Below are 24672 nucleotides of genomic sequence, written 5' to 3' on the forward strand. Positions count from 1 at the left end.
GAGCACGGCGGCGCCACCGACCTGCACAATCTGGTCAGCGTGTGTCCGAACCATCATCAGCAGGTGCACGCCGGTCTGTGGGTGGTGCAGGTTCTCGACGGGATCCCGTGGGTGCGGCCGCCGTCGTGGGTCGACCCTGAACGCCGCTTGACGAGGAACCTGCACCACCAGACACACGCCGCCGCGCAGCGGATCGGGCAGCAGCTCCGCCTCGCCCTCGACGACGACGCCGACGCTCGTGGTGTCGGTCCGAGCCGGACCGGGCTGACCCCGATCGACCTCACGCCCCCGATCTGGAGCCAGGCACCGCCTGACGACACCTGGAGACGCACCGCCTGAGGTTGTCGGTGGTCGGGTGCAGGCTGCGTCCGAGCAGCAGGAGATCGCCCGACGACCACCCGGAGGACGCCATGACCGCACCCGTCACCGCGATCACCACCCGCCGCCCGAACGGTGCCGCGTCGGGGGTCGGCGCGCCGGGGCGGTGCGAGCACTGCGGGCGCGGGCTCGACGCGGGTCCGGTCGTCGTCGAGGGCACGGTGCGCAGCGTCGTCTACGTGTACTGCGGCGTCGGCTGCCGGGACGAGCACTCGGCCTCGGTCGCCACGTCGCCGCGGGGCTGCTACTTCTGCCCCGCGGACGCCGTGGGCGACACCGACCTCTGCGACGTCCACGTCGACGTCGCGAACGCGCCGGCCACCCTGCCGCTCGCCGGGCGACCGCCGGCCGCCGACGGGTCGCGGGTCAGCCGCGGCGACCTGTCAGCGCACCAGGTGCACGTCGTGCTGCTCGATGTCGGCGATGTCGTCGGAGGCCGCGCCGAGCAGCCGGTCGGCGAGGTCGCGCAGCGCGCGGGCCGTCGCGATCTCGGCGCCGATCTCGGGGACCGCGGGGTCGCTCGCCTTGCGGTGCGCGCGCCCGGTGCCGACGAGGGTGCGGCGCCGGTTCGCACCGGTCCCGGAGATGAGGGTCGCCCGCGCGGCGGTGTTGTCGTCACCCTCGAAGAGCATGATCTCGACGTTCCAGGTCTCGGTGCTCGTCATGACTGTCTCCTCCAGCCCGAGGAGCCGCGCCGGCCCGGTGGCCGTCTCGGCCGTAGCTGTCGGTGCCGCTCGACGGCGGCGCCGTACGTCCAGACAACCCCGCCGCCCGCCGGCCGGACCGGGCCGTCGGTCCCTGCGCGCCCACCGGTCGCACGGGCCGGTCACACGCACGGGTCGGTCGGCTACAGCCCCGTGCGTGTGCGGCCCACCGGCGCCGGGTCCGGGCGCTTCGGCGGCAGCCCGTCCCCGCTCGACCGGCCGCGGATCCGCCGGCCGACCCAGGGGACGACGTGCTCGCGCACCCAGAGCGCGTCCTCCCGCCACGCCTCCTGGCGGCCCCGCGGGGGAGCGGCGGGCAGGGGCACGTGCCAGCCCTCCTCGCCGCCGATCCCGAGGACGTCGAGCGCCTGCGCCGCGACCCGCCGGTGCCCGTCCGCGGTGAGGTGGATCCGGTCCGGCGCCCACATCCGCCGGTCCCGCAGGGCCTGCATGCCCCACAGGTCGATGACGTGCGCGTCGTGCCGGCGGGCGATCGTCCACACGTGGGCGGTGAAGACCCCGGCGAGCCCGCGGGCCCGCTTGATGAGCGGAGCCTCGCGCGGGTCGTACGCCGTCCCCATGAGCACCGTCGCGCCCGTGGCGCGCAGTCGCGCGACGGCGTCCTCGAGGGCCGCGGCGAGCGCGTCGAGGTCGACCCCCGCGCGCAGCACGTCGTTGCCGCCGCCGACGAGGCTCACGAGGTCCGGGCCCAGGTCGAGGGCCACCGGGACCTGCTCGGTGATGATCTCGGTGAGCAGCCGGCCGCGGATCGCGAGGTTCGCGTAGTCGAAGTCCTCGCCGGCCGCCGCCGCACGGGCGCCGAGGGCGTCGGCGAGCCGGTCGGCCCAGCCGCGCCACGCGTGCTCCGAGCCCTCCTGGGCCGGGTCGCACATGCCCTCGGTGAGCGAGTCGCCCAGGGCGACATAGCGCCGGAACCGTGTCATGGCGACCGACCGTACGCCATGGCCCGACCGGGGCGGCTGCCTGCTGGGCGCGCCCGCTCGGCCCGCCTGCTCAGCCCGCCTGCGCGGCCTTCCAGTCGCTGCGCAGCAGCCCGTAGAGCACCTCGTCGACCCGCTCGCCCATCGAGTACCCGCTCTCCCGGAGCACGCCCTCCTGGGTGAACCCGGCCGCGAGCGCCGTCCGGCGCATCGGCTCGTTCGTCGCGAAGGTCTCCAGACCGACCCGGTGCAGGTCACGCACCTCGAACGCGTACCGGCAGAGCAGCCGGACGGCGTCCAGCCCGAGACCGCGGCCCCGCCCGGCCGGGATGAGCCCGACGCCGAGGTGGGCGATCCGCTGGTGCAGGTCGATCCCCCAGAGGGTGCCCCAGCCCAGGCAGCGGCCGGCGTTGTCCGTCGTCGACTGGACGGTGAACTGCACCGGCGCCCTCGGGTCGGGCTCCTTGGCGAGGCCCGCGTCGTACCGGGCCTGGGCCACGGCGACGGTCGTCGGGACCCAGGGCTCGAGCATGACCTTCGCGTGGAAGGCCGGGTCGGTGCCGAGGACACCGTGGAAGACCGACAGGTCCTCCCGGCGCACCTCGCGCAGCGCGGCGACGGAGCCGACGAGCACGGTGACCACCTCCACGACCCGCGAGCGGGCGACCGACGGACGGACCCGGTGCGGCATCGGGCCCGGTGCGACGAACCTAGCGCCCCGGCGCAGTCCGGGCACCGGGCCCTGCGCCACCGGACCGGCCGTCGCGGTGGCGCGCTGCGCGTGATGGAATCGCGCCATGCAGCCCACCGAGTCCGCCATGCGCCGCGCCCTGCGCCGGGCCGAGGACGGCGTGACGATCGACGCCGCCGAGGCCGAGGTGCTCCTCGCGGCACGCGGCGCCGACCTCGACCGGCTGCTCGGGGCCGCGTCCGCCGTCCGGGACGCCGGCCTCGCGAGCGCGGGTCGCGCCGGGATCGTCACGTACTCCCGGAAGGTGTTCGTCGACGTCACCCGGCTGTGCCGGGACCGCTGCCACTACTGCACCTTCGTGAAGACCCCGACCCAGCTCGCCCGGGAGGGCAAGGCGCCGTACCTCACGCCCGAGGAGGTGCTCCGGATCGCGCGCCAGGGAGCCTCGCTGGGGTGCCGCGAGGTGCTCTTCACGCTCGGCGACCGCCCCGAGGACCGCTGGCCCGAGGCCGCCGCGTGGCTCGAGGAGGCCGGTTACCACTCGACGCTCGGCTACGTCCGCTCGCTCGCCGTCCAGGTGCTCGAGGCGACCGGCCTGCTGCCGCACGTCAACCCCGGCGTCATGTCGTGGGAGGAGATCGGCCGCCTCAAGCCGGTCTCGCCGTCGATGGGGATGATGCTCGAGACGTCGTCCCGGCGGCTCTTCGAGACCCCGGGCGAGGCGCACTTCGGCTCCCCGGACAAGGACCCGGCCGTCCGGCTGCGGACGATCGAGGACGCCGGCCGGCTGTCCGTGCCGTTCACGACGGGGATCCTCGTCGGGATCGGCGAGACCCTCGCCGAGCGCGCGGAGTCACTCCTGGACCTGCGCCGGCTCGCCCGGCAGTACGGGCACGTCCAGGAGGTCATCGTCCAGAACTTCCGGGCCAAGCCGGCGACGGCGATGCGGGCGGCCCCGGACGCCGACGCCGACGAGTACCTCGCGGCGGTCGCCGTCGCCCGGGTCGTCCTCGGCCCCCGGATGCGGATCCAGGTGCCGCCGAACCTCTCCGAGCCGGCCGCGCTGGCCCGCCTGCTCGCCGCGGGCGCCGACGACTGGGGCGGTGTCTCCCCGGTCACCCCCGACCACGTCAACCCCGAGCGCCCGTGGCCGCACCTCGACGACCTCGAGCGCTGGTCCGCGGACGCCGGGTTCACGCTCACCGAGCGGCTCACGGTGCACCCCGAGTACGTGGTCGCCGGCGAGCCCTGGCTCGACCCGCGGGTCGCCGGGCACGTCGCGGCGCTCGCGGACGGCGGCACCGGCCTGGCCGACGTCCGCGCGCTGCCCGTCGGGCGGCCGTGGCAGGAGCCCGACCCGACGTGGGGCAGCAGCGGCCGGGTCGACCTGCACACCGAGATCGACACGTCCGGACGGCGCAGCGACAAGCGCGCCGACTTCGACGACGTCTACGGCGACTGGGCGCTGCTGCGCGAGCAGGCGGTGCATGGTGCGTCGTCCGGCGAGGGCTCCGCCGCGGCGGGCTACCAGCCGGGGCGGTCCGCCGGCCCGGCCGGAGCAGCTGCCCCGCAACGGATCGACGCCGACGTCGCGGCCGCGCTCGCCGTCGCCGCCGACGACCCGCGCCGGCTCACCGACGCGAACGCCCTGGCCCTCGTGCACTGCGACGGGCCGGCGCTCGCCGCGCTCGCGGGCATCGCGGACGACGTGCGCCGCGACGTCGTCGGCAACGACGTCACGTACGTCGTGAACCGGAACATCAACTTCACCAACGTCTGCTACACCGGCTGCCGGTTCTGCGCGTTCGCCCAGCGCCGCAAGGACCTCGACGCGTTCACGCTCTCCCTCGTCGAGGTCGCCGACCGCGCCGAGGAGGCCTGGAAGCTCGGAGCCTCCGAGGTCTGCATGCAGGGCGGGATCGACCCCGAGCTGCCCGCGACGGCCTACTTCGACCTGGCCCGCGCCGTCAAGGAGCGCGTGCCCGGCATGCACGTCCACGCGTTCAGCCCGATGGAGGTCGTCAACGGCGCGAGCCGGACCGGGATGTCCGTGCGCGAGTGGCTCACCGAGGCGAAGGCCGCCGGCGTCGGATCGCTCCCGGGCACGGCCGCCGAGATCCTCGACGACGACGTGCGCTGGCTCCTCACCAAGGGCAAGCTGCCGACGACCACCTGGGTCGAGGTCGTGTCCACGGCGCACGCCGTCGGGCTGCCGACCTCCTCGACGATGATGTACGGCCACGTCGACACCCCCGCGCACTGGGTCGCGCACCTGCGGACCCTCGCCGGGATCCAGGAGCGCAGTCTCGCCGGTGGCGGCGCCGCGTTCACCGAGTTCGTCGCCCTGCCGTTCGTCCACCACAGCGCGCCGATCTACCTCGCGGGGGTGGCGCGGCCCGGCCCGACGATGCGCGACAACGTCGCCGTCCACGCCCTCGCCCGGCTCCTGCTGCACGGCCTCGTCGACAACATCCAGACGTCATGGGTCAAGCTCGGCCCGGACGGCACCCGGGCGATGCTGCGCTCCGGCTCCAACGACGTGGGCGGCACGCTCATGGAGGAGACGATCTCCCGGATGGCCGGGTCGCAGCACGGGTCGGCGATGACCGTGCGCGAGCTCGAGGAGCTCGCGTCGTCCATCGGCAGAACTCCTCGTTGCCGAACGACCACGTACGGTGACGTTATCGACCGATCGGACGACGTCACAACCGTTGCGTCATAGAAACGATCTTGTCGCTCTGCGTATAAGATCCGTTGCGAAACGCAGCAATACCAGCCTCATTGACGGTAGTTGTGTCGTGCGTTCGATGGATCTCACACGGTCTCTCGCCAACGACCGTTGCTCACGGAGCGTTTTCGGGTGAGGATATCCACAGGCCGGCCCGGGGGATGGGACGGTGTGTGCGAGCAGGAGCGGAGCACTATGTCGACGGTCGGTGAGACGCGGTGAGCCCCTGGGTTCCCGCCACCGCGGGCGACGCGCCGCCCCGGTCCGACGTCCTCGACGACCTCGGCAGCTGGCTCGTCAGCGACGCCTGGGTGCTCGCCGCGGTCCGGGTCACCGGCACCCAGGAGCTGCCCGCCCGCCTCGTCGACGTCATCATCGCCGCCGACGCGATGAACCACCTGGTCCTCTCGCAGCGCGAGCTCGAGCACGCCGTGGCCCGGCTCGTGCCGGCCGGGCTCGTCGAGGTCGACACCCGCGGCTTCGCCGTCACCTGGTACGGCCGGCGGCTCGTCGCCCTCGCCCGCGGCGAGGCCCCGCAGCGGATGGCCGCGCTCCACGAGCTGCTCCACGGGGTCGACGTCGTCGCCGAGCCGTGGATGCTCGACGAGGGCGAGTACCAGCGCGCCTGCCTGGAGTACCGGCACACGGTCTTCGAGGGCTACCGGCGCGAGACGCGCTCGCTGCGTCGCTTCGGCTGACTGGGCTCGTCCTGCCGGCGATGCTCGTCCTGCCGGTCAGGGCAGTGACCAGTCCACCGGGCTGCCACCCTGCTGCACGAGCAGCTCGTTCGCGCGGCTGAACGGCCGCGATCCGAAGAACCCGCGGTCGGCCGACATCGGCGACGGGTGGGCGCTCTTGATCCGGGGGACGTCCCCGAGCAGCGGCTCGAGGTTCTGCGCGTCCCGGCCCCAGAGGATCGCGACGAGCGGCCCGCCGCGGGCCACGAGGGCCCGGATCGCGGCGTCCGTGACCTCCTCCCAGCCCTTGCCGCGGTGCGCCGCGGACCCGCCGGGTCGCACCGTGAGCACCCTGTTGAGCAGCAGGACACCCTGCTCGGTCCACGGTGTGAGGTCGCCGTTCGAGGGCTGCGGGCAGCCGACGTCCGCGCAGAGCTCGCGGTAGATGTTCTGCAGGCTGCGCGGCACCGGCCGCACGTCCGGGGCCACCGCGAACGACAGGCCGATCGGGTGGCCGGGCGTCGGGTACGGGTCCTGCCCGACGACGAGGACACGGACCCGGTCGAGCGGCTGCGTGAAGGCACGGAGCACGTGCTCCCCGGCGGGCAGGTAGCCGCGACCGGCGGCGACCTCCGCGCGGAGGAAGTCGCCGAGGGCGGCGATCCGCTCCTCGACGGGGGCGAGGGCCTGCGCCCAGCCCGGGTCCAGCAGGTCGGCGAGCGGACGACGCGGCACGCGGGAAATCTAGGGCACGGGGCGGCCGGCTGTCCGGCGCCCGGGTGTCCCCGCGGCGGTCGCCGACCTACCGTGGGCGTCATGACAGGTCGGGCGGGGAGGCCAGCGGTGGCAGGGACGACGTGGACCTCAGGGACGACGCGGACGGTGCGGACGACGGGCGACGGAGGCGCGGACCTCGTGGCCGCCGTCCTCGACGAGGAACGGGCCCTGCTGCGGGGCCTGGCGCTGTGGGCCGGGGCGAGCGTCGCGGCCGGCCTCGCGGTGACCGCGCTGCGGCGGGGGTCCCGGCCCGGCCCCGCCGGGGACGGCGCCCCGGCGCAGATCGCGTCCGGCATCGGTCCGCGGGACCGCACCGGGAGCGGGCAGCGCCCGCCCGCGCGGGACGGCCTGCGTGCCGCCGCGGCCCACGGGTTCGACGTCGGCGCCTCGATGCGGGCGACGAGCACCTCGACGGTCGGCGACGTCGCCCGGCAGGCCCTCGGGTGGGGGCTCGTCGACCTGGCGATCGTCGGCTGGGGCCTGCGCGGCCTGCGCCGGGCCCGGCGCAGCGGGCTCACCCCGGACGCCGCCCGGGCACGGGGCCGCCGGATGGCCCGGGTCACGGGCGTCAACGCGGTGCTCGACGTCGGCTACGTCGCGTCCGGGGTGGCGCTGGCGGCCCGCGCCCCGCGCCGACGCGGCGACGGCCTCGGGATCGTCGTCCAGGGGCTGGCGCTGCTGTGGCTGGACGTCCGGCACGCGTCAGCCTTCCGGCGGCTGACGTCCGCCGTTCCGGACTCCCGCCCCGGGGGGCCCACGTAGACTCGGCGTCGTGTCAGTCGATCTTGTGGGATCCGGGTCCCCCGCCCGTCGTCCCCCCGGCGCCGGGCCCCGGCGGCGGAGTGGTGGAATGACACCGTTGTGGTTCTCCCCGTACAGTGACGTCGTCGCAGGGCTGGAGGGGATTCATGGAAGCCGCTCGGATCATCGAGTCGAGCACGCCGTCGGCGGGGTTGACGGCTCGCGAGCAGGAGATCCTCGCGTTCGAACGGCAGTGGTGGAAGTACGCCGGTGCCAAGGAGCAGGCCGTCCGCGAGCTGTTCGACATGTCCTCGACGCGGTACTACCAGGTGCTCAACGCCCTCATCGACCGCAGCGACGCGCTCGCCTTCGACCCGATGCTCGTCAAGCGGCTGCGGCGCATGCGGCAGTCCCGCCAGCGCGCCCGCTCGGCACGCCGGCTCGGCATCAACGGCTGAGCCGAACCACCACAGCCCCGCTGGTCGGGGAGTCCGTCTGGCAGGCGTCCGCCTGCCGTCACGGCGGGGACCCCCGCCGTGCCGTCCCCGGGGGTCGAAGCGCGGTGGCGCCGGTCAGTGGACCGGTCGCTGCCCTGAGGGGTGCTCGATGAACACGACGCGACAGCGGAACGAAGACCAGTACGTCATGCCGGTCGAGGCGAGCCGCCGCGGGGCCCACCGGGCCCGGGTGAGCCCGTTGCTCGGCGCCCTGCCCGTCGTCGCCGTCGCGGTCGTCGTCGTCGGCGTCGTGCTCCTGGCCTGGACCCTCTTCGGCGGCTCCGGCGGCGGGACGACGACCGCGGAGCCGGCGGGCGGCGTGTCCAGTGCAGCCGTCCAGCCGTCCGCCTCGAAGCCCGCGACGAAGCCGGCCCCGGCGAAGACGCCGTCCCCCGCCGCGAGCGAGCCCTCCCAGGAGCCGACGCAGGAGCCGTCGTCCGCGCCGGCCTCGACCGTCGACAAGACCCTCAAGATCGTCGTCCGGAACTCGACGTCGACGGGCGGCCTCGCCCGTGGCGCGGCCTCGAAGCTCACGGCCAAGGGCTGGACGATCAACGGGATCCCGGACAACTACCGGCCGACCATCCCCTCGACGGTCTTCTACGCGGACGACAGCCAGAAGGCGTCCGCGCTCGCCGTCGCCAAGGTGCTCTCCATCGACCTCGTGAAGCAGGACGCCGACATGGCCTCCAAGGGCATCACGGCCGTCCTCGGCAGCGACTACCAGCGCTGAGAGCGGTTCACCCGGGCGGCCGCACGTAGCCGCCCTCGACGAGGCCGGCGCGCATCTCGAACGGGTTGCGCAGGGCGAAGTCGCGCACCCGCCACCAGGACCACGCGGCGCACAGCAGGTACGCCGGGAGGAACCCGAGCGGACCGATCCACAGCGCGAACTGCGCGCTGTGCCGGGCCTCGTGGTCGAGCAGGTGCGGGTGGCGGCGCATCGCGTCGTCGCTCGCGCGCAGCAGGACGACGTCCCCGATCGTCACCGCCATCGCCCGCGGTGCGAGGAACCTCAGCGGCCGCCCGCGGGCGACGAGGACGCCGTGCGGCCCCTTCTCGACCGTCGCGCCGCTGAGCCGGGCGAGCCCGAGCCCGATGGGCGTCGACAGGTTGAGCCAGTTGACCGCCCGGCGCAGCCCGACGTGCCGGGCCGTGTAGAGCCTCGGGGCGGGGGACGACGACGCAGGCTGTGCTGGCACGTCACCCATTGTCGCGCGCTGCCCGCCGTGCGGTCCTGTGATCTCCGGCGGAGCGGACGAATCGGCCGCCGATCATGCGCCCACCTGCGAAGACGCCCCATTTTCGGTACCCGCGGGCTCTCGGCCGCAGGGGGGTCCAGCGGCTACAGTGTGCCCCGGTCGAACGGTTCGATGAGCACGCCCTCTCCTGCACCCTGCAAGAAGGCCCGCACGTTGGATCATCGCGGACACGAGTCCTTCGGGGCTCCGGTACGGCGAGCGTGAGACCCGGCCCGGGTGCCGTGCCACGGGCCGCACGTCGCAAGTCAGGCAACAGGAGAAGGTATGGCTCAGGGCAGCGTGAAGTGGTTCAACGCCGAGAAGGGCTACGGCTTCATCACCGTCGACGGCGGCGGTGCTGACGTGTTCGTGCACTGGTCGGCGATCCAGGCCGACGGCTACAAGTCCCTCGACGAGGGCCAGCGCGTGGAGTTCGAGATCGGCCAGGGCCAGAAGGGCCCGCAGGCCGAGCAGGTCCGGCTCGTCTGACGAGGACCTGCCCACGGTTCGTCGTGCAGGGGTCGCTCCCGTTCGGGGGCGGCCCCTGCCGCGTCCCGCCGTGCCGTCCGTGCCGTGCGTGCCGTGCCGTGCGCGCTGTCCGGGTCAGACCCGGAAGCCCGCGACCACCTGCTCGAGCTGGGCGCTCATCCGCGCGACGTCGTCCGCGAGCACCCGGGTCGCGGCCACCGACTCGTTGCTCCCCCGCGCCGCGGCGCTGACCTGCTCGGCCGCGCCCGCGATCGCCTCGGTCCGGGACTGGGCGTGCGAGATGCTGCCGCCGATCGACTCCGTCGTCACGGACTGCTCCTCGACCGCGGCCGCGATGCTGCTCTGGTAGCCGTTGATCCGGCGGATGATCTCGCCGATCTCCGCGATCGCCGCGACGGCTCCCTCGGTGTCGGTCTGGATCGCCTGGACCCGCTGGATGACGCTGTCGGTCGCCTCCGCGGTCTCCCGGGCGAGCTCCTTGACCTCGCCGGCGACGACCGCGAAGCCGCGCCCCGCCTCCCCGGCCCGGGCCGCCTCGATCGTCGCGTTGAGCGCGAGCAGGCTGGTCTGGGCGGCGATGTTCTGGATGACGGCGATGACGTTGCCGATCTCCTGCGAGGAGTTGCCGAGCTGGGAGACCGTCGCGTTCGTCGCCTCGACGACGCCGACCGCCTGCCCGGCGATCCGGGCCGCCTCCTGGGCGTTCGAGGAGATCTCCCGGATCGACGACCCGAGCTCGCCGGTGTTCGCGGCGGCGTCCCGGACGACGGCCGTCACGCGGTCGGCGTCCGTGGCCATCTCGTCGACGGTCCGTGCCGAGCGCTCGGTGGACTCCGCGGTCTCCGACGCCCGGCTGCTCAGGCCCACCGCGGACGCCGCGAGCTCGGTGGCCGAGCCCGACACCTCGCGCAGCGCCGTCCGGACGGCGGCCAGGCCCTCGTCGAGCGCGCGCCCCATCCGGCCCAGCTCGTCCGGCCCGAGGTCGGGCAGCTGCCCGGTGAGGTCGCCGCGAGCCATCCCGGCGAGCGCGTCGAGGACGACGTTGGTGCGGCGCCGCACGGAGCGGGCGAGCACGACGCCGAGCCCGGCGCCGAGCAGGATGCCGGCCACGACGAGCAGGGCGGTGGTGAGCACCGACTGCCGGTACCGCGCCGCCACCGCGGCGGCCTGGGCGGCCGCGTCCCGGGTGAGCAGGCCGGCGAGCTTCTCGAACTGCTGCTCCGTCGCCTGGTAGAGGTCGGACGCCTTCCCGCCGCGCGCCGCGGCGCCCGGCCCGTTGGGGTCGGCCCGGTAGGCCTCGTCCGCGGCGACGAACGCCGCGTACGTCGTCCGCAGGGTCTGCGCCTGCGGCCGCAGGTCGGCCGGGGTCGTCGTGACGAGGGCGTCGAGCTCGGCCGCCACCTGCTTCTGGTAGGTCGCCGCCGACTCCTGCATGGACCTGCGCACGGTCGGGTCCTGGGTGGCGGCACCGGCGAAGCCGACGATGACGACGCCGTGGCCGGCGTTCTGCGCCTGCCGCAGGTGCCCCAGGGGCACGATGGCCCGGCTCGAGACCGCTTCGACGCGGCGGTTCAGGGCCGACACGGTGAGCAGGCTGCCGACGCCGACGACGACCAGGACGAGGCCGAGGGCGAGGAACGACAGCAGGATCTTCCGGCCGAGCGTGCGCGTGAGGGCGGCCATGGTCGGACTCCGTCGGGGGCGGCGGTGGCAGGGGCGGACCCTGGTCCCATCGGCCGGTGCCTCGCGGGCCTTGACCCGTCGGGCCGTCCTCGGGGTCGGTCAGCCCTTCTCGGCGTACGAGCGCACGACCGCCGCCTCGAGCGGGACGCGCACGCCGGTGCCGGGCAGGACGAGCCGGGTCGCCTCGTTGCCCGCGTCGGTCACCGCGGCGACCGACGCCGCCGCGAGGTCCTCCCGGACCTCGAGGACGACCTCGTCGTGCTGGAAGAACACCAGGCGCGCGTCGCCGGGCCGGTCGCCGAGCACTGCGAGCCGGGTGCGCAGCCCGGCGACGAGGACGCCCGCCCAGTCCGCCGCCGAGGCCTGGACGACGAAGTTGCGGGTGAACCGGCCGCGGGCCCGGGACCGGCCGCCCGCGGCCTCCGGCCCGAGCCCGTCGAGCCAGCCGGGGGCGGCCGCCGGTGACGTCCGGCCGAGGACGGACCGCACCGAGCCGCCGTCCTCACCGGTGCGGGCCGCCTCCTCGAGGAGCTCGAGCGCCGCCGGGAACCGGCGCCGCAGCGCGGCGAGGGCGGGCGCCGCGGACCCGGCACCGCCGCCGTACATCGCCGAGAGCAGCGCGATCTTCGCCTCCGCCCGGGCGTCGGTGCGGCCGAGCGCGCGGGTCGCGATCTCGGCGTACAGGTCGCCCGCCTGCGTCGCGGCGACCATGCCGGGGTCTGCGGACAGCGCGGCGAGCACCCGCGGCTCGAGCTGCCCGGCGTCGGCGACGACGAGCACGCGGCCGGCGTCGGCGACGACCGCGCCGCGGACCGCCCTGGGGATCTGCAGCGCGCCGCCGCCGCGGGAGGCCCACCGGCCGGAGACGACCCCGCCGGGGACGTACTCCGGGCGGAACCGGCCGTCGCGGACCCACTGCTCGCGCCACGCCCAGCCGTTCGCGGTGTGCAGCCGGGAGAGCTCCTTGTACTGCAGGAGCGGCCCGACCGCCGGGTGGTCGACGCCGCGCAGCTCGTGGCGGCGGGTCGAGGAGACGAGGACCCCGGCGCGGCGCAGCGCCCGGAGCACGTCGGGCGGGCTGTCCGGGTTGAGCCGCGGGTCGCCGAGCAGCCGGGCGACCTCCTCGGCGAGCGCCTGGAGGCGCGGCGGGCGGCCGCCGTGCGCGGCCCGCGGCCCGAGCGCCTCGACGAGGACCGCGTCGTGCAGGTCCGCGCGCCACGGCAGACCGGCCGCGCTCATCTCGGCGGCGGCCAGCGCGCTCGCGGACTCGGCCGCGACGAGCAGCGTGAACCCGGGGGAGACCGCCCGTGCGGCGGCCACCCGGCGCTGCTGGTCGGCGTGGACGGCGACGAGCACGTCGAGCGGGTCGGTGCCCTGCGGCAGCGCGGCCGGTGCCGACGGCACGTCGACGGCGTCGAAGAGCGCGTCCTGCACGCCGCCGTCGGGGTCGCCGCCGGGGCCGAGGGCGGCGGGCAGCGGCGGCTCCGGGTCCGGCGGGACGGGACCGCCCGTGAGCCGCGCCCAGGCGGCCGCGAGCGAGCGTGGCTCGCCCCAGCGGCCCTCGGCCCCCAGCAGCAGGGCCTCGGTGAGCGCGACGTCGTGGCAGCGCTCGACCCGGGCGCCCGCGGCGAGCACCGCCGGGTAGGTCTGCGGGGCGTCCGCCCAGACCCAGCGGACGTCGGGCGGCGCCTCGCGCACGACCGCGGCGAGCCCGTCGGGCCCGGGGACGTCGCGGCGGGGCCCGGCCGGCGCGCCCGCGTCGTCCACGGGCGCGAGCCGGGCCGATCCCGGAGCCGGACCGGTGACGACGCAGATGCGCACGCCGCGATCCTGCCGCACGGCCCGGACACCCCCCGCCGGTCGGCGCGCCGACTGACGGGGCAAGCGGCTCGACGCGCGCGGACCGTCGCGGCTCGGCGATGATGGATCGATGACCACCGTGGCCGACCACACGACCCCCGACCCGACGGGCGCCGCCGCCCCGGTCCGCGCGGGCCTGTCCGCGGACCGGGACACGGATCTGCCGGCCGGCCTGCCCGCAGGCCTGGCGGCCGAGGTCGACGCCGCCGCGGCACGGTTCTACCTGGCGCTCGGCCGGCTCGCGCGGATCGTCCGCCGCTCCGGCGACGGCGACCTCGGGCCGGGCACGTTCTCGGCGCTCGCGACGCTCGCCCAGGCCGGTCCGATGCGTCTGGGGGACCTCGCGACGCGGGAGGGGGTCGCTCCGCCGACCCTGACCCGCATCGTCGCCGCCCTCGAGGAGTCCGGGCTCGTCGTCCGCGAGACCGACCCGGCCGACCGGCGCGCCGTCCGGGTGGCGGCCACGCAGGACGGCGCCGCGCTCACCGCCGGCGTCCGGACGGCCCGCTCGGCCGCGTTGCGGGACCGGATGCTCGCCCTCCCGCGCACGGACCTCGACGTCCTGCTCGCCGCCGTCCCGGTGCTCGAGGCGCTCGTCGGCGACGAGGGCTGAGGCCCGACCCGGAGCACGGGCGGGTGCCCGCCGGGCGGATGGCGCGCCCGCCGAGGGTTTGCACTCTCGGGGGTCGAGTGCTAATCATGGGACTGGCACTCTCGGGTCGAGAGTGACAGCGCGAGCTGAACCGATCGACCTGAACGATCGACACGGGAGCCACTGGCTTCCTGGCAGGTCCGGTGAGGGCCGTGCCGCCGCCGTGACAGGAACGGCGTCGGTGCGTCCCGTCCGTCGCGGGCACCGTTCCGGCCGCACAACCCACCCGTACCGCGGAGGGATCTACCACACGATGGCCAAGATCATCGCGTTCGACGAGGAGGCCCGGCGCGGTCTCGAGCGGGGCATGAACATCCTCGCCGACGCCGTCAGGGTCACCCTCGGGCCGAAGGGCCGCAACGTCGTCCTCGAGAAGAAGTGGGGCGCCCCCACGATCACGAACGACGGCGTCTCCATCGCCAAGGAGATCGAGCTCGAGGACCCGTACGAGAAGATCGGCGCCGAGCTCGTCAAGGAGGTCGCCAAGAAGACCGACGACGTCGCCGGCGACGGCACGACGACGGCGACCGTCCTCGCTCAGGCGCTCGTCAAGGAGGGCCTGCGCAACGTGGCCGCCGGCGCCAACCCGATGGCCCTCAAGCGGGGCATCGAGGCGGCCGTCGCGGCCGTCAGCGCCGAGCTCCTCGCGCAGGCGAAGGAGGTCGAGACCAAGGAGCAGATCGCTGCCACCGCCTCGATCTCCGCGGCCGACACCGCCATCGGCGACCTCATCGCCGAGGCGATGGACAAGGTCGGCAAGGAAGGCGTCATCACCGTCGAGGAGAGCAACACCTTCGGGCTCGAGCTCGAGCTCACCGAGGGCATGCGCTTCGACAAGGGCTACATCTCGGCGTACTTCGTCACCGACGCCGAGCGCATGGAGGCCGTGCTCGAGGACCCCTACATCCTCATCGCGAACTCCAAGGTCTCGTCGGTCAAGGACCTCCTCCCGCTCCTGGAGAAGGTCATGCAGTCCGGCAAGCCGCTGCTCATCATCGCCGAGGACGTCGACGGCGAGGCGCTGTCCACGCTCGTCGTCAACAAGATCCGTGGCACGTTCCGCTCGGTGGCCGTCAAGGCCCCCGGGTTCGGCGACCGCCGCAAGGCCATGCTGCAGGACATCGCGATCCTCACCGGCGGCCAGGTCATCTCCGAGGAGGTCGGCCTCAAGCTCGAGACGACCACCCTCGAGCTGCTCGGCCGTGCGCGCAAGGTCGTCATCACCAAGGACGAGACGACGATCGTCGAGGGCTCGGGCGACGCCGACCAGATCGCCGGTCGGGTCAACCAGATCCGCGCCGAGATCGACAAGTCGGACTCGGACTACGACCGCGAGAAGCTCCAGGAGCGCCTCGCCAAGCTCGCCGGCGGCGTCGCCGTCATCCGCGCGGGTGCGGCCACCGAGGTCGAGCTCAAGGAGCGCAAGCACCGCATCGAGGACGCCGTCCGCAACGCCAAGGCGGCCGTCGAGGAGGGCATCGTCGCCGGTGGCGGCGTCGCGCTCATCCAGGCCTCGGTCAAGGCGTTCGCCGGGCTCACGCTCGAGGGCGACGAGGCGACCGGCGCGAACATCGTCAAGGTGTCGCTCGAGGCTCCGCTCAAGCAGATCGCCATCAACGCCGGCCTCGAGGGCGGCGTCGTGGCGGAGAAGGTCCGCAACCTCGAGCCGGGCTGGGGCCTCAACGCCGCGACCGGCGAGTACGTGGACCTCATCGCCGCGGGCATCATCGACCCGGCGAAGGTCACGCGTTCGGCGCTGCAGAACGCCGCGAGCATCGCGGCGCTCTTCCTCACCACCGAGGCCGTCGTGGCCGACAAGCCGGAGAAGGCCGCTGCGCCGGCCGGCGGCGGCGACATGGGCGGTGGCATGGACTTCTGATCCCTCGCGGACCAGGAGCCTGCAGCACCACGCACCACGCACCACGCACCACCTGCACCACGCACCGCATCGGCGGGGCGGTCTCCCTCCGGGGAGGTCGCCCCGTCGGTCGTCCGGTGCCCGTCCGGTGGTCAGTCGTCCGGTGGTCAGTCGTCCGGTGTGATCCACTGTCGCCATGGCCGGACCGGCGAGCGACCTGGGACCGCGGTCGTTCCTCGACGCCCTCCCCGAGGTCGGCCGGGACCGGGTGCTGTCCGTCGCGGCGCCGCGGTCGTACCCGGCCCGCGCGGTCGTCGTCCGGCAGGGCGACGTCGCGGACGCGCTCTACCTCGTCGAGTCCGGCAGCCTCGCCGTCCGGCACTCCACCCCGGCGGGCGCGTCGGTCATGCTCGCCGTGCTCGGCGCCGGGGACTTCTTCGGTGAGGTCGGGGTCCTGCTCGACGCCCAGCAGCGGACGGCGACCATCGAGGCCCTGGACGACGTCGTCGTCCGGGTGCTGGCCCGCGCCGACTTCGACGCGCTGCGCCGGCGGCACCCCGAGGTCAACGACTTCCTCCTCATCGCGCTGGCCCGCAACACCGAGCGGCTGAGCCGGCTCGTCGCGCAGGCCCACCACCTGCCCGTCGACCGCCGGGTCGCCCGCCGGCTCCTCGACGTGGGCCGGCACTTCTCGAGCGGGGTGCTCCCGGTCGTCGTGCCGCTCTCCCAGGAGGACGTCGCCCAGCTCGTCGGGGCCACCCGGCCGACGACGAACCAGGTGCTCAAACGGCTCGAGGCCGACGGGGTCCTGCGGCTCGGGCGCGGACGGCTGGAGATCCACGACGTCCGGGGCCTGCGCGAGCGCTGCTGAGGGCGGGCCGCGCCACCGGCGGGTGCGGGAGCCACACGTACGTGGCGGCCCCCGCGGCCTCGTCGGTCCTGCCCCCTGCGTGCGGGACCGGCGACCGCCGGTGGTGCGTCGCCCCGGGAGCAGATCCTGCCCCGGCGACCGGGCCGCGTCTGTCATGGCGCTGACACTGGGACCTGCCGTCGTCACACGCCCGGACGCGTGTTCCGGACGCGTGATCCGACGCGCGGCGGGACGCGCCGTTCGGCGATCCGTCGGGGCCGCCCCTTCCGTGCGCCGCGGGTTCCTTGCGAGCATGGTCGTTCCGCGGCCGGGCGGAGGGAGCCCCCGATGACCACGAGCCACCGGACCACGCCCGACGACCCCGGCGCCGCGCGCGTCGCGACCGCCGTCGAGGAACCGCCGCTCGACGCGCTGCTGCGGCAGCGCCGGGCGTCGATGCGCGCCGCGATGGGCCGCTTCGAGGACGCCGTCGCGGCCCCGGTGCGGGAGGACCCGGCCGCCTGGGTGGCCCGGGTCGCCGCGCAGACCGCGGTCCTGCGCGACGTCGTCGACGAGCACCTCGACGGGACCGAGGGCCGGCACGGGTACTACGCCGGCCTCATCGCCGAGGCGCCGAGGCTCTCCCGGGCCGTCGAGCGGCTCGTCGCCGAGCACCGCCGGATCGAGGCCGTGCTCGAGGACGTCGCGGTCCTCGTCGGGCGTACGCTCGTCGACCGTAGTGCCGCGGACCCGTTGCGGGAGAAGGCGACCGAGCTGCTCGTGCTGCTCGCCCGGCACCGCCAGCACGGGTCGGACCTGCTGTGGGAGGCGTACGGCTTCGACGTCGGCGGGGAGTCCTGAGGAGCCGTCGCCGACGGGGCGTGGATGCGGGGACCGTCACCCCGGCCTGACGTGACGGCCCCCGCTGGCTGGAAACCTACGGCCGGTCCGCCGGGTGCGCGCCCGCAGATGACCGCACTCCGCGCCCGCGCGGCACACTGGGCCTGTGAGCGACGTCGTGGGGCTCCTCCTCGCCGCCGGGGCCGGCCGCCGGATGGGCACGCCCAAGGGGCTGCTGCGCGACCCGGACGGCACCCCGTGGGTCGCGCGGTCGGCCCGCGCGCTGCTCGACGGCGGGTGCGCCCGGGTCGTCGTCGTGACCGGGGCGGCGGCTGCGGACGTCGCGGCGCTCGCCGCGGCACCGGGCGTTCGCACCGTCGAGGCGCCCGACTGGGCGGAGGGGATGGGGGCGAGCCTGCGGGCCGGGCTCGCCGCGCTGTCCGCCGACGACGCCCCGGCGGACGCGGCCGTCGTCGGCCTCGTCGACACCCCCGGCGTCACCGCCGAGGTCGTCGCGCGCCTCGTCGCCGTCGCCGTCGGGCACGGCCCGGCGACGCTCGCGCGGGCGGCGTTCGACGGTGCGGCGGGGCACCCGGTGGTCCTCGGCCGGGAGCACTGGGACGGTGTCCGCGCCGGTGCCGCAGGGGACGCCGGGGCCCGCGGCTACCTGCGCGGGCGCACCGACGTGCTGCTCGTCGAGTGCGGGGACGTCGGCCACGGGGACGATGTCGACACGCCCCGCGACGCCGCGGGGACGACCGCCTAGGCTGGCGGCGTGACCCAGCAGACCCGCCCGGACGCCACCACCGGGCACCCCGCGCTCGCGCCCGGGCACGACCACGCCGAGCGCGTCCGGGACACCTCGCGGCTGCGTCCGCCCGCGCGCCGCGTCGTCCTGGCCGCCGTGACGACCGAGCCGCTCGACGTCGCGGCCCACGAGGCCGCGGTCGGCGACGCGAGCGCGGGCGCCGTCGTCTCCTTCTCCGGCGTCGTCCGGGACCACGACGGCGGCCGCTCCGTGACGGGCATCGAGTACGTCGGCCACCCGACGGCCGGGGACGTGCTCGCGACGGTCGTCGCGGACGTCGCCGCGCGCACCGACGTCGAGGCGATCGCGGTGTCGCACCGGATCGGCCCGCTCGCCGTGGGGGAGTCAGCGCTCGTCGTCGCCGTCGCCGGGGCGCACCGGCAGGAGGCCTTCGCCGCAGCGGCACTGCTCGTCGACGAGGTGAAGCACCACCTGCCGGTCTGGAAGCGGCAGGTGTTCACCGACGGCACGGACGAGTGGGTCGCCTGTCCGTGAGAAGGGTCAGCCCTTCTTCGGCGCGGTCTTCTCCCAGAGCGTGACCTGGAACTTGTGGACGATGTCCACGCGCTTGATCCGGTAGCCGTCGAGCAGCAGCTGGACCTTCTCGCTGTCGACCGCGTCGGCCTGCTGACCGAGCGCGCCGTCGACGCTGATGAGCCAGACCCGCTTGCGCTTCTTGAGCGCCGACGCGATCTGCTCGGGCTCCTTCTCGGTGCCCGTGATCGTCGCGGTCGCGGCGCCGGTGCGGTCGAGGGCGACGTCGATGAGCCCCGCGTACCGCTCGGGGTAGAGCTGCTGGAGGGTGCGCATGTGGCCCGGGCCGCCGGGCACCCAGAGCACCGCGTCGCCCTTCTTGGCGTGCACCGAGACGTACTCGCCGACGCTCGCCATGTCCTCCGCGTGGCCGAGGTGCGGGTCGCGGTAGACGTCCTGCATGTGGGCGCCGGAGAGAGCGAGAACGACCAGCGGGACGACGAGGCCGGCCGGTCGCAGCGTCGTCGCGAGGCTGCCGACGACGAGCGCCGTCCCGGGCAGGGTGAAGACGACGTACCGCCACGTGTAGAGCGGCTCCGCCTGCGAGATCGTCCAGAGCGCGACGACCGGGAGCACGGCCCAGGCCAGGCCCAGGACGAGCGCCCCGGTGTTCGTCGTGCCGAGCCGGTCGGCGACGCCTGCGGGGAGCAGGCGGCGCGGGTCGGGGCGGGCGAACCGGTCGGGGACCGCGACGAGCAGCAGGGCGACGGCGAGCACGCCCGCGACGGCGCCGAGGCTGTCGTACTGCGCGCCCCAGAAGCGGGGCAGGTCCGCCGCGGCGGGGGCGTAGAGCCAGTCGACCTGGCCGCGCTGGAGGAACGTCGCGACGACGAAGGGGCTGACGACGCCGAGCCCCACGGTGGTCGCGGCCAGCCAGCGCCGGCGCACCGCGCGCGGTGTGAGGACCGCGACGTAGACCGCGTGCGCGAGGACGACGAGCAGCGCGATGACGTTGAGCAGCGCCACGAGGCCGAGCGAGGCGGCGTACCAGGCCCAGGCGCGGCGGTTGCGCGGCCCGGGCGTCTGCACCGCCCGCAGCAGGAGCAGCGCCGCGATCGTCGTCGCGAGCATGACGAGCGCGTAGGAACGGGCCTCCTGGGCGTACCGGCTCGCGAGCGGTGCCGCGACGAGCGCGAGCGCCGCCGACAGGCCGACGGCCGTCGAGCCGAACCGGCGCCCGAGCCGGACCAGGAGCAGCGCGGTGACGCTCGCCGCGACGACGGAGATCGTCCGCACCGCAGGGACCGCCTCGCCGAGGCTCGGTGCCGGGTCGAGGACGAGCAGCGCGTGGACGATGAAGTAGTAGGCGGCGTGCACGAGGTCCAGGTGCTTGACGAGCTCGAGGATCTCGCCGGCCGGACGGGCCGCGATGACCATCGTCGCGCCCTCGTCGCGCCAGGGGCTGGGGATGCCGGCCTGCCAGGAGAAGACCCCGGCGGCGGCGGCGAGCGCGAGCGTCTCGGGGCCGGCGGCGCGCAGGAGCCGGCGGGACCGGTCACGCAGCCCCCGGGTGCGGGGCGCCGGCCCGTCACCGCTGACCGCGGCGCCGAGGACCGGGCGCTCGAGCAGGTCGACGGTGCTGCCGTCCGGGGAGACCGTGCGAGGTGCCGCACCGCCGGGCGCGAGGGTGTTCGCGCCGCTGGCCAGCTGGTGCACGCACTCCTCCTCGTTCTCCGGCCGCGGCTCGACCCGGGGCACGGGGTCGACGTCGACAGGTCGTACCGTAACCGACGGTGATCACCGTCGTGTCACGGCCAGGAAACAGAACGGGGAAACATCCGGACCGATCGGACGTCCCGTCCTGATCTCCAGGGTAGAGGCGGTCACGGGGTGTGCCCGCCGAACCGGACGACTTCCCAGCGGATTCCCAGGAGAGGTCGGTCACGCACGCGCCGCGACGCAGGGTCACCGGGTCGTCGGCGGTCGTCGGGGTCACGCTGCCCGCCGGCCGGGCGGAGGAGCGGCCTCAGCCGCCGGCGAAGGGCGGGAGCACGTCGACGCACGCCCCGTCGTGCAGCGGGCGCTGCGCGTCGCCGCCCACCTCGTCGAGGAGGAACGACGCGGCCGCGAGCACCCGGGCCAGCCGGGTGCCGTGCCGGGCCACGAGGTCCTCGACGAGGACGGCGAGGGTCGCGCCGGCGGGCAGGGGCACCTTCTCCTCGGTGAGCCCGGCAGCGGCCGCGGCACCGGCGAAGTAGCGCACGACGACGGTCATCCCGGCGGCCGGGTCGTCGACGTGCGCGGCAGCCTGGTCCGGCACCGTCAGCCCCCGATCGCGCTCATCGGCCGGTCGGGCTGCAGGAAGCTCGGGTCGTCGATGCCGTGCCCCGCCTCCTTCGCCCACATGTCACCGCGCCAGACGGCGGCGATCTCGTCGTCGCCGGCGCCGCCGCGCAGCAGCGCGCGCAGGTCGGTCTCGCCGCGGGCGAAGAGGCAGTTGCGGACCTGGCCGTCGGCGGTGAGCCGGGTCCGGTCGCAGTCCCCGCAGAACGGCCGGGTCACCGAGGCGACGACGCCGACGCGGGGGGCGCGGGCACCGGCCGGGGCGCCCGCGGGCGGGTTCTCGACGACCCAGGTCTCGGCCGGGGCGGCACCGCGGGCGGCGGAGCCGGTCGGCGTGAGCCGGTAGGCGGTCTGCAGCGCCGTGAGGATCTCCTCGGCGGTGACCATGCCCTCGCGGTCCCAGGCCCCCTGCGGGTCCAGCGGCATCTGCTCGATGAACCGCAGCTCGTAACCGTGCTCGAGCGCCCACGTGAGCAGGGGCACGGCCTCGTCGTCGTTGACCCCGCGCAGGAGGACCGTGTTCACCTTGACCGGGGACAGCCCGGCCGCGGCGGCGGCCTGCAGGCCGGTGAGGACGTCGGGCAGCCGGTCGCGCTTGGTGATCCGGGCGAAGCGGGCCCGGTCGAGGCTGTCGAGGGAGACGTTGAGCCGGTGCAGCCCGGCGTCGGCGAGCGCCTTGGCCCGCCGCTCGAGCCCGAGGCCGTTCGTCGTGAGCGCGGTCTGCGGGACCTCGCCGGCGTGCGTGCGCAGCGCGGTCGTCGCGGCGACGATCGTCTCCAGGCCCTTGCGCAGGAGCGGCTCGCCACCGGTGAACCGGACCTCCTCGACGCCGAGCCGGGTCACGGCGAGCGTGATGAGCCGGACGATCTCGTCGTCCGAGAGCAGCCGGTCGTCGGTCATCCAGTCGAGGCCCTCTTCGGGCATGCAGTACGAGCAGCGCAGGTTGCAGCGGTCGGTGAGGCTGACCCGCAGGTCGGTGGCGACCCGGCCGAACCGGTCCACGAGACGGGTGTCGTCGGGCCGGCCCGCGGGAACGGCGCCGTCCGCCCCACGACGGCGGCCGGGCATCCCGAGAACGACGCTGCTCACGCGGGCCACGCTACCCGCGTCCCGGCGCGGCGTCCCCTCCGCGGTCCGACGACCTGCTCCGCGGGGCCGGGATCGACCCGGTCGGGTCAGCCCGGGCGGCCGCTGCGGGCATGATGGGCGGGTGTCCACCGCCGACCCCGCAGCGCCCGCGGTCGACGCGTCGCTGCCGGTGCGCGACCGCGTCCTGCGCGCCGCGGCGGCGATGGCGGCCGAGCTCGGCTGGCGCCGGGTCCGGATGGCGGCGGTCGCCGAGCGGGCCGGGGTGTCCCGGCAGACCGTCTACGACCAGTTCTCGACGAAGGACAACCTCGCCCGCGGGATCCTCGCCGCCGAGGTCGAGCGCGTCGTCGGGATCGCCGTCGACACCCTCGAGGCGCACCCGGACGGCGCCGTCCGCCCGGCCATCGAGGCCGCCGTCCAGGCGATCATCGACGAGGGCCGCGGGAACGCGCTGCTCAAGGTGGTGCTCGACAGCGGGCCGGACGGCGACCCGGAGCTGCTGCGGCTGCTCACCTCGGACGCCGCCCCGGTGTTCGCGACGGTGTGGCAGGGCGTCGGGCCGTGGGGGATGCGCAACTTCCGCGCGATCGACCTCGCCGACGTCGCCGCCGTCATCGACGTCATCGGCCGGGTCGTCGTGAGCCACCTCGTCCAGCCCGGGCCGCGCGACCTGCCCGTCGCCCGGACGGTCGCCGGGATGACCGTGGCGTACGTCGAGCAGCTCGCCGCGGCACGGGACGCGGCCGGGGCCCGGGGCCCCGGCCGCGCGTGACCCCGGGTCAGGCCGCGACGAAGTCGAGCTTGTCGCGCACCCCGCAGTCGGGGCACTCCCAGGCATCCGGGACGTCCTTCCACGCGGTCCCCGCGGGCAGGCCCTCCCGCGGAGCCCCGAGGGCCGGGTCGTAGACGTAGTCGCAGACGGGGCAGCGCATCGAGCCCGGCCCGGCGGGCGGCCGCTCCGCGAGCGCGACGCCACCGGGCAGGACGCCGGCCGCCACCGCCTCCTGGGTCCGGGCGGCGTCGACCCGGACCGCCTCGGCCCGGGCGGCGGCCACGGCCGCGGCCCGCTCGGCGGCCGGGGTGCCCGGCCCGTACCGGCGCAGCACCTTCTTCCGGCGGCGCGGCTGGATGTTCGCCCGGGTCACGTCGCCGGCGTAGTGCTCGAGCACGCGGTGGTCCATGATCCGGCGCCACAACGGCGGCACGACCGCGATGACGATCATCGTCGCGTAGCCCCACGGCAGCTGGGGCGCGCCCTTCTCCGAGCGCAGCGACTGGTAGCGCCGGGTCGGGTTCGCGTGGTGGTCGCTGTGCCGCTGCAGGTGGTAGAGGAACAGGTTCGTCACGAGGTTGTCGCTGTTCCAGCTGTGCTCGGGCCGGACCCGCTCGTACCGGGTCGCGGTGACGCGGTCGCGGCGCAGGCCGTAGTGCTCGAGGTAGTTGACGATCTCGAGCAGCGTGAACCCGAAGACGGCCTGGGCGAGCAGCCACGGCGTGACGCCGGCACCGAAGACCGCGACGAGCCCGCCGAGGAGCGCGAGCGACATGAGCCAGGCGTTGACGACGTCGTTGCGCGGGTCGACGACGGACAGCCTGCGCCGCTCCATGCGCCGCTTCTCCAGGTGCCACGACGAGCGCAGGCTGCCGAGCACGGTGCGGGGGAGGAAGGCCCAGAAGGACTCGCCGAGCCGCGAGCTGGCCGGGTCCTCGGGGGTGGCCACCCGGACGTGGTGGCCGCGGTTGTGCTCGATGTAGAAGTGCCCGTAGACGGTCTGGGCGAGCGCGACCCGGCTCAGCCAGCGCTCGACGTCCTCGGTCTTGTGCCCGAGCTCGTGCGCGGTGTTGATCCCGATGCCCGAGACGCAGCCGACCGTGACGGCGAGGCCGAGCTTGCCGACCCAGGACATCTCGATCGGCTCGGCCGTCCAGAGCCAGCACGCGAGGACGAGCCCGCCGTACTGCAGCGGCAGGTAGAGGTAGGTGACCCAGCGGTAGTAGCGGTCCTGCTCGAGCCAGGCGATCGCGGCGTCCGGCGGGTTCTCCTTGTCGAGCCCGAGCGAGACGTCGATGAGCGGGATGACGACGAAGACGAAGAACGGGCCGAACCACCAGTACACCGACCAGCCGGTCCAGGCGACGAGGCCGAAGGCGGCCGGGACGAGCATCGGCACGAGGAGCCCGATGAGCCAGAGCCAGCGTTTGCGGTCGCTCCAGCCGATCGCGTCGAGCTCGACGGGACGCTCGGTGCCCGCACGGCGCAGCGCGCCCGCGGTCGGGCCGGAGGCGGTGCGGCTGCGCCAGCCGGACGACGGTGCCGCGGGGCGGCTCCCGGGCGGGGGGACGGGCGTGGG

The 24672-nt window shown here is 75.2% G+C and carries 24 protein-coding genes and 1 pseudogene; 14 read left to right on the forward strand and 11 right to left on the reverse strand.

Features of this window, described 5'->3' with window-relative positions:
- Positions 1-339: pseudogene (locus EDJALFJO_RS01565) on the forward strand (hypothetical protein); the annotation flags it as partial.
- A gap of 422 nt (positions 340-761) precedes the next feature.
- On the opposite strand, the gene EDJALFJO_RS01570 reads toward EDJALFJO_RS01565, so the two are convergent.
- The 3 genes from EDJALFJO_RS01570 to EDJALFJO_RS01580 all read right to left on the reverse strand — a co-directional run bounded on the left by EDJALFJO_RS01570 (position 762) and on the right by EDJALFJO_RS01580 (position 2822).
- A complete protein-coding gene (locus EDJALFJO_RS01570) occupies positions 762-1043 on the reverse strand; it encodes a dsRBD fold-containing protein (protein WP_088281526.1) in 282 nt (93 codons plus the stop codon).
- A 182-nt stretch (positions 1044-1225) separates the two neighbouring features.
- Positions 1226-2026 carry an SGNH/GDSL hydrolase family protein gene (locus EDJALFJO_RS01575; protein WP_088281528.1) on the reverse strand — a complete coding sequence of 267 codons (801 nt, stop codon included), beginning with the start codon at positions 2024-2026 and terminating at the stop codon, positions 1226-1228.
- Between the two features lie 70 nt (positions 2027-2096).
- Positions 2097-2822, reverse strand: coding sequence for a GNAT family N-acetyltransferase (locus EDJALFJO_RS01580; protein WP_158220254.1), 726 nt, complete (start codon positions 2820-2822; stop codon positions 2097-2099).
- On the opposite strand from EDJALFJO_RS01580, the gene EDJALFJO_RS01585 reads away from it, so the two are divergent.
- A complete protein-coding gene (locus EDJALFJO_RS01585; protein WP_088281532.1) occupies positions 2821-5436 on the forward strand; it encodes a bifunctional FO biosynthesis protein CofGH in 2616 nt (871 codons plus the stop codon). The two genes, EDJALFJO_RS01580 and EDJALFJO_RS01585, sit on opposite strands and share 2 nt — an antisense overlap.
- Positions 5437-5660: 224 nt before the next feature.
- On the forward strand, positions 5661-6140 hold the full coding sequence (locus EDJALFJO_RS01590) for a hypothetical protein (protein WP_088281534.1): 480 nt from the start codon (positions 5661-5663) through the stop codon (positions 6138-6140).
- Between the two features lie 36 nt (positions 6141-6176).
- Here the strand turns inward: EDJALFJO_RS01590 and EDJALFJO_RS01595 are convergent, their stop codons facing one another.
- Positions 6177-6854 (reverse strand): uracil-DNA glycosylase, encoded by a 678-nt coding sequence (locus EDJALFJO_RS01595; RefSeq protein WP_088281536.1) that lies wholly within the window; start codon positions 6852-6854, stop codon positions 6177-6179.
- Between the two features lie 108 nt (positions 6855-6962).
- Here EDJALFJO_RS01595 and EDJALFJO_RS01600 point away from each other — a divergent pair, with 108 nt between their 5' ends.
- The 3 genes from EDJALFJO_RS01600 to EDJALFJO_RS01610 all read left to right on the forward strand — a co-directional run bounded on the left by EDJALFJO_RS01600 (position 6963) and on the right by EDJALFJO_RS01610 (position 8867).
- Positions 6963-7658 carry a hypothetical protein gene (locus tag EDJALFJO_RS01600; protein WP_143448228.1) on the forward strand — a complete coding sequence of 232 codons (696 nt, stop codon included), beginning with the start codon at positions 6963-6965 and terminating at the stop codon, positions 7656-7658.
- Positions 7659-7804: 146 nt separating this feature from the next.
- On the forward strand, positions 7805-8095 hold the full coding sequence (locus EDJALFJO_RS01605; RefSeq protein ID WP_088281540.1) for a DUF3263 domain-containing protein: 291 nt from the start codon (positions 7805-7807) through the stop codon (positions 8093-8095).
- A 148-nt stretch (positions 8096-8243) separates the two neighbouring features.
- Complete coding sequence (locus EDJALFJO_RS01610) at positions 8244-8867, forward strand: LytR C-terminal domain-containing protein (protein ID WP_088281542.1); 624 nt, start codon at positions 8244-8246, stop codon at positions 8865-8867.
- A gap of 7 nt (positions 8868-8874) precedes the next feature.
- Here the strand turns inward: EDJALFJO_RS01610 and EDJALFJO_RS01615 are convergent, their stop codons facing one another.
- Entirely contained in the window at positions 8875-9336 is a 462-nt protein-coding gene (locus EDJALFJO_RS01615; protein WP_198949909.1) for a hypothetical protein, read from the reverse strand.
- Positions 9337-9660: 324 nt separating this feature from the next.
- On the opposite strand from EDJALFJO_RS01615, the gene EDJALFJO_RS01620 reads away from it, so the two are divergent.
- Complete coding sequence (locus EDJALFJO_RS01620; protein ID WP_088281544.1) at positions 9661-9864, forward strand: cold-shock protein; 204 nt, start codon at positions 9661-9663, stop codon at positions 9862-9864.
- Between the two features lie 114 nt (positions 9865-9978).
- On the opposite strand, the gene EDJALFJO_RS01625 is transcribed toward EDJALFJO_RS01620, so the two are convergent.
- Positions 9979-11547: a methyl-accepting chemotaxis protein gene (locus EDJALFJO_RS01625; protein ID WP_088281546.1), complete on the reverse strand. Its 1569-nt coding sequence runs from the start codon at positions 11545-11547 to the stop codon at positions 9979-9981.
- 99 nt (positions 11548-11646) lie between these two features.
- A complete protein-coding gene (locus tag EDJALFJO_RS01630) occupies positions 11647-13368 on the reverse strand; it encodes a bifunctional 3'-5' exonuclease/DNA polymerase (RefSeq protein WP_198949910.1) in 1722 nt (573 codons plus the stop codon).
- Between the two features lie 109 nt (positions 13369-13477).
- On the opposite strand from EDJALFJO_RS01630, the gene EDJALFJO_RS01635 reads away from it, so the two are divergent.
- The 6 genes from EDJALFJO_RS01635 to EDJALFJO_RS01660 all read left to right on the forward strand — a co-directional run bounded on the left by EDJALFJO_RS01635 (position 13478) and on the right by EDJALFJO_RS01660 (position 18910).
- Entirely contained in the window at positions 13478-14020 is a 543-nt protein-coding gene (locus EDJALFJO_RS01635) for a MarR family winged helix-turn-helix transcriptional regulator (protein WP_088281550.1), read from the forward strand.
- A 292-nt stretch (positions 14021-14312) separates the two neighbouring features.
- Entirely contained in the window at positions 14313-15938 is a 1626-nt protein-coding gene (gene groL, locus EDJALFJO_RS01640) for a chaperonin GroEL (RefSeq protein ID WP_088281552.1), read from the forward strand.
- 175 nt (positions 15939-16113) lie between these two features.
- Entirely contained in the window at positions 16114-16788 is a 675-nt protein-coding gene (locus EDJALFJO_RS01645) for a Crp/Fnr family transcriptional regulator (RefSeq protein ID WP_088281554.1), read from the forward strand.
- 327 nt (positions 16789-17115) lie between these two features.
- Positions 17116-17628 (forward strand): hypothetical protein, encoded by a 513-nt coding sequence (locus tag EDJALFJO_RS01650; protein WP_088281556.1) that lies wholly within the window; start codon positions 17116-17118, stop codon positions 17626-17628.
- Positions 17629-17773: 145 nt separating this feature from the next.
- Entirely contained in the window at positions 17774-18373 is a 600-nt protein-coding gene (locus tag EDJALFJO_RS01655; RefSeq protein WP_088281558.1) for an NTP transferase domain-containing protein, read from the forward strand.
- Positions 18374-18475: 102 nt separating this feature from the next.
- Entirely contained in the window at positions 18476-18910 is a 435-nt protein-coding gene (locus EDJALFJO_RS01660; RefSeq protein WP_088281566.1) for a molybdenum cofactor biosynthesis protein MoaE, read from the forward strand.
- A gap of 6 nt (positions 18911-18916) precedes the next feature.
- Here the strand turns inward: EDJALFJO_RS01660 and EDJALFJO_RS01665 are convergent, their stop codons facing one another.
- The 3 genes from EDJALFJO_RS01665 to moaA all read right to left on the reverse strand — a co-directional run bounded on the left by EDJALFJO_RS01665 (position 18917) and on the right by moaA (position 22300).
- Complete coding sequence (locus EDJALFJO_RS01665; protein WP_143448229.1) at positions 18917-20605, reverse strand: glycosyltransferase family 39 protein; 1689 nt, start codon at positions 20603-20605, stop codon at positions 18917-18919.
- A gap of 310 nt (positions 20606-20915) precedes the next feature.
- Positions 20916-21164, reverse strand: a complete 249-nt coding sequence (locus EDJALFJO_RS01670; RefSeq protein ID WP_088281570.1) for a MoaD/ThiS family protein — start codon at positions 21162-21164, stop codon at positions 20916-20918.
- 47 nt (positions 21165-21211) lie between these two features.
- Entirely contained in the window at positions 21212-22300 is a 1089-nt protein-coding gene (moaA, locus tag EDJALFJO_RS01675; RefSeq protein WP_088281568.1) for a GTP 3',8-cyclase MoaA, read from the reverse strand.
- Between the two features lie 142 nt (positions 22301-22442).
- Between moaA and EDJALFJO_RS01680 the strand changes: the two genes are divergently transcribed.
- Positions 22443-23093 (forward strand): TetR family transcriptional regulator, encoded by a 651-nt coding sequence (locus tag EDJALFJO_RS01680; protein WP_088281562.1) that lies wholly within the window; start codon positions 22443-22445, stop codon positions 23091-23093.
- Positions 23094-23100: 7 nt separating this feature from the next.
- On the opposite strand, the gene EDJALFJO_RS36235 is transcribed toward EDJALFJO_RS01680, so the two are convergent.
- Entirely contained in the window at positions 23101-24582 is a 1482-nt protein-coding gene (locus EDJALFJO_RS36235; RefSeq protein WP_369812477.1) for a fatty acid desaturase, read from the reverse strand.
- Positions 24583-24672: the final 90 nt, after the last annotated feature.

It is taken from the genome of Kineosporia sp. A_224, from assembly GCF_002198655.1.
In the GTDB taxonomy this organism is placed as follows: Bacteria; Actinomycetota; Actinomycetes; order Actinomycetales; family Kineosporiaceae; genus R-H-3.

Excerpts from the sequence above, each read along its gene's own strand:
- EDJALFJO_RS01570 (WP_088281526.1), bottom strand. The coding sequence starts at position 1,043 with ATGACGAGCACCGAGACCTGGAACGTCGAGATCATGCTCTTCGAGGGT.
- EDJALFJO_RS01575 (WP_088281528.1), bottom strand. The coding sequence starts at position 2,026 with ATGACACGGTTCCGGCGCTATGTCGCCCTGGGCGACTCGCTCACCGAG.
- EDJALFJO_RS01585 (WP_088281532.1), top strand. The coding sequence starts at position 2,821 with ATGCAGCCCACCGAGTCCGCCATGCGCCGCGCCCTGCGCCGGGCCGAG.
- EDJALFJO_RS01580 (WP_158220254.1), bottom strand. The coding sequence starts at position 2,822 with ATGGCGCGATTCCATCACGCGCAGCGCGCCACCGCGACGGCCGGTCCG.
- EDJALFJO_RS01605 (WP_088281540.1), top strand. The coding sequence starts at position 7,805 with ATGGAAGCCGCTCGGATCATCGAGTCGAGCACGCCGTCGGCGGGGTTG.
- EDJALFJO_RS01610 (WP_088281542.1), top strand. The coding sequence starts at position 8,244 with ATGAACACGACGCGACAGCGGAACGAAGACCAGTACGTCATGCCGGTC.
- EDJALFJO_RS01620 (WP_088281544.1), top strand. The coding sequence starts at position 9,661 with ATGGCTCAGGGCAGCGTGAAGTGGTTCAACGCCGAGAAGGGCTACGGC.
- EDJALFJO_RS01625 (WP_088281546.1), bottom strand. The coding sequence starts at position 11,547 with ATGGCCGCCCTCACGCGCACGCTCGGCCGGAAGATCCTGCTGTCGTTC.
- EDJALFJO_RS01635 (WP_088281550.1), top strand. The coding sequence starts at position 13,478 with ATGACCACCGTGGCCGACCACACGACCCCCGACCCGACGGGCGCCGCC.
- groL (WP_088281552.1), top strand. The coding sequence starts at position 14,313 with ATGGCCAAGATCATCGCGTTCGACGAGGAGGCCCGGCGCGGTCTCGAG.
- EDJALFJO_RS01645 (WP_088281554.1), top strand. The coding sequence starts at position 16,114 with ATGGCCGGACCGGCGAGCGACCTGGGACCGCGGTCGTTCCTCGACGCC.
- EDJALFJO_RS01650 (WP_088281556.1), top strand. The coding sequence starts at position 17,116 with ATGACCACGAGCCACCGGACCACGCCCGACGACCCCGGCGCCGCGCGC.
- EDJALFJO_RS01670 (WP_088281570.1), bottom strand. The coding sequence starts at position 21,164 with ATGACCGTCGTCGTGCGCTACTTCGCCGGTGCCGCGGCCGCTGCCGGG.
- moaA (WP_088281568.1), bottom strand. The coding sequence starts at position 22,300 with ATGCCCGGCCGCCGTCGTGGGGCGGACGGCGCCGTTCCCGCGGGCCGG.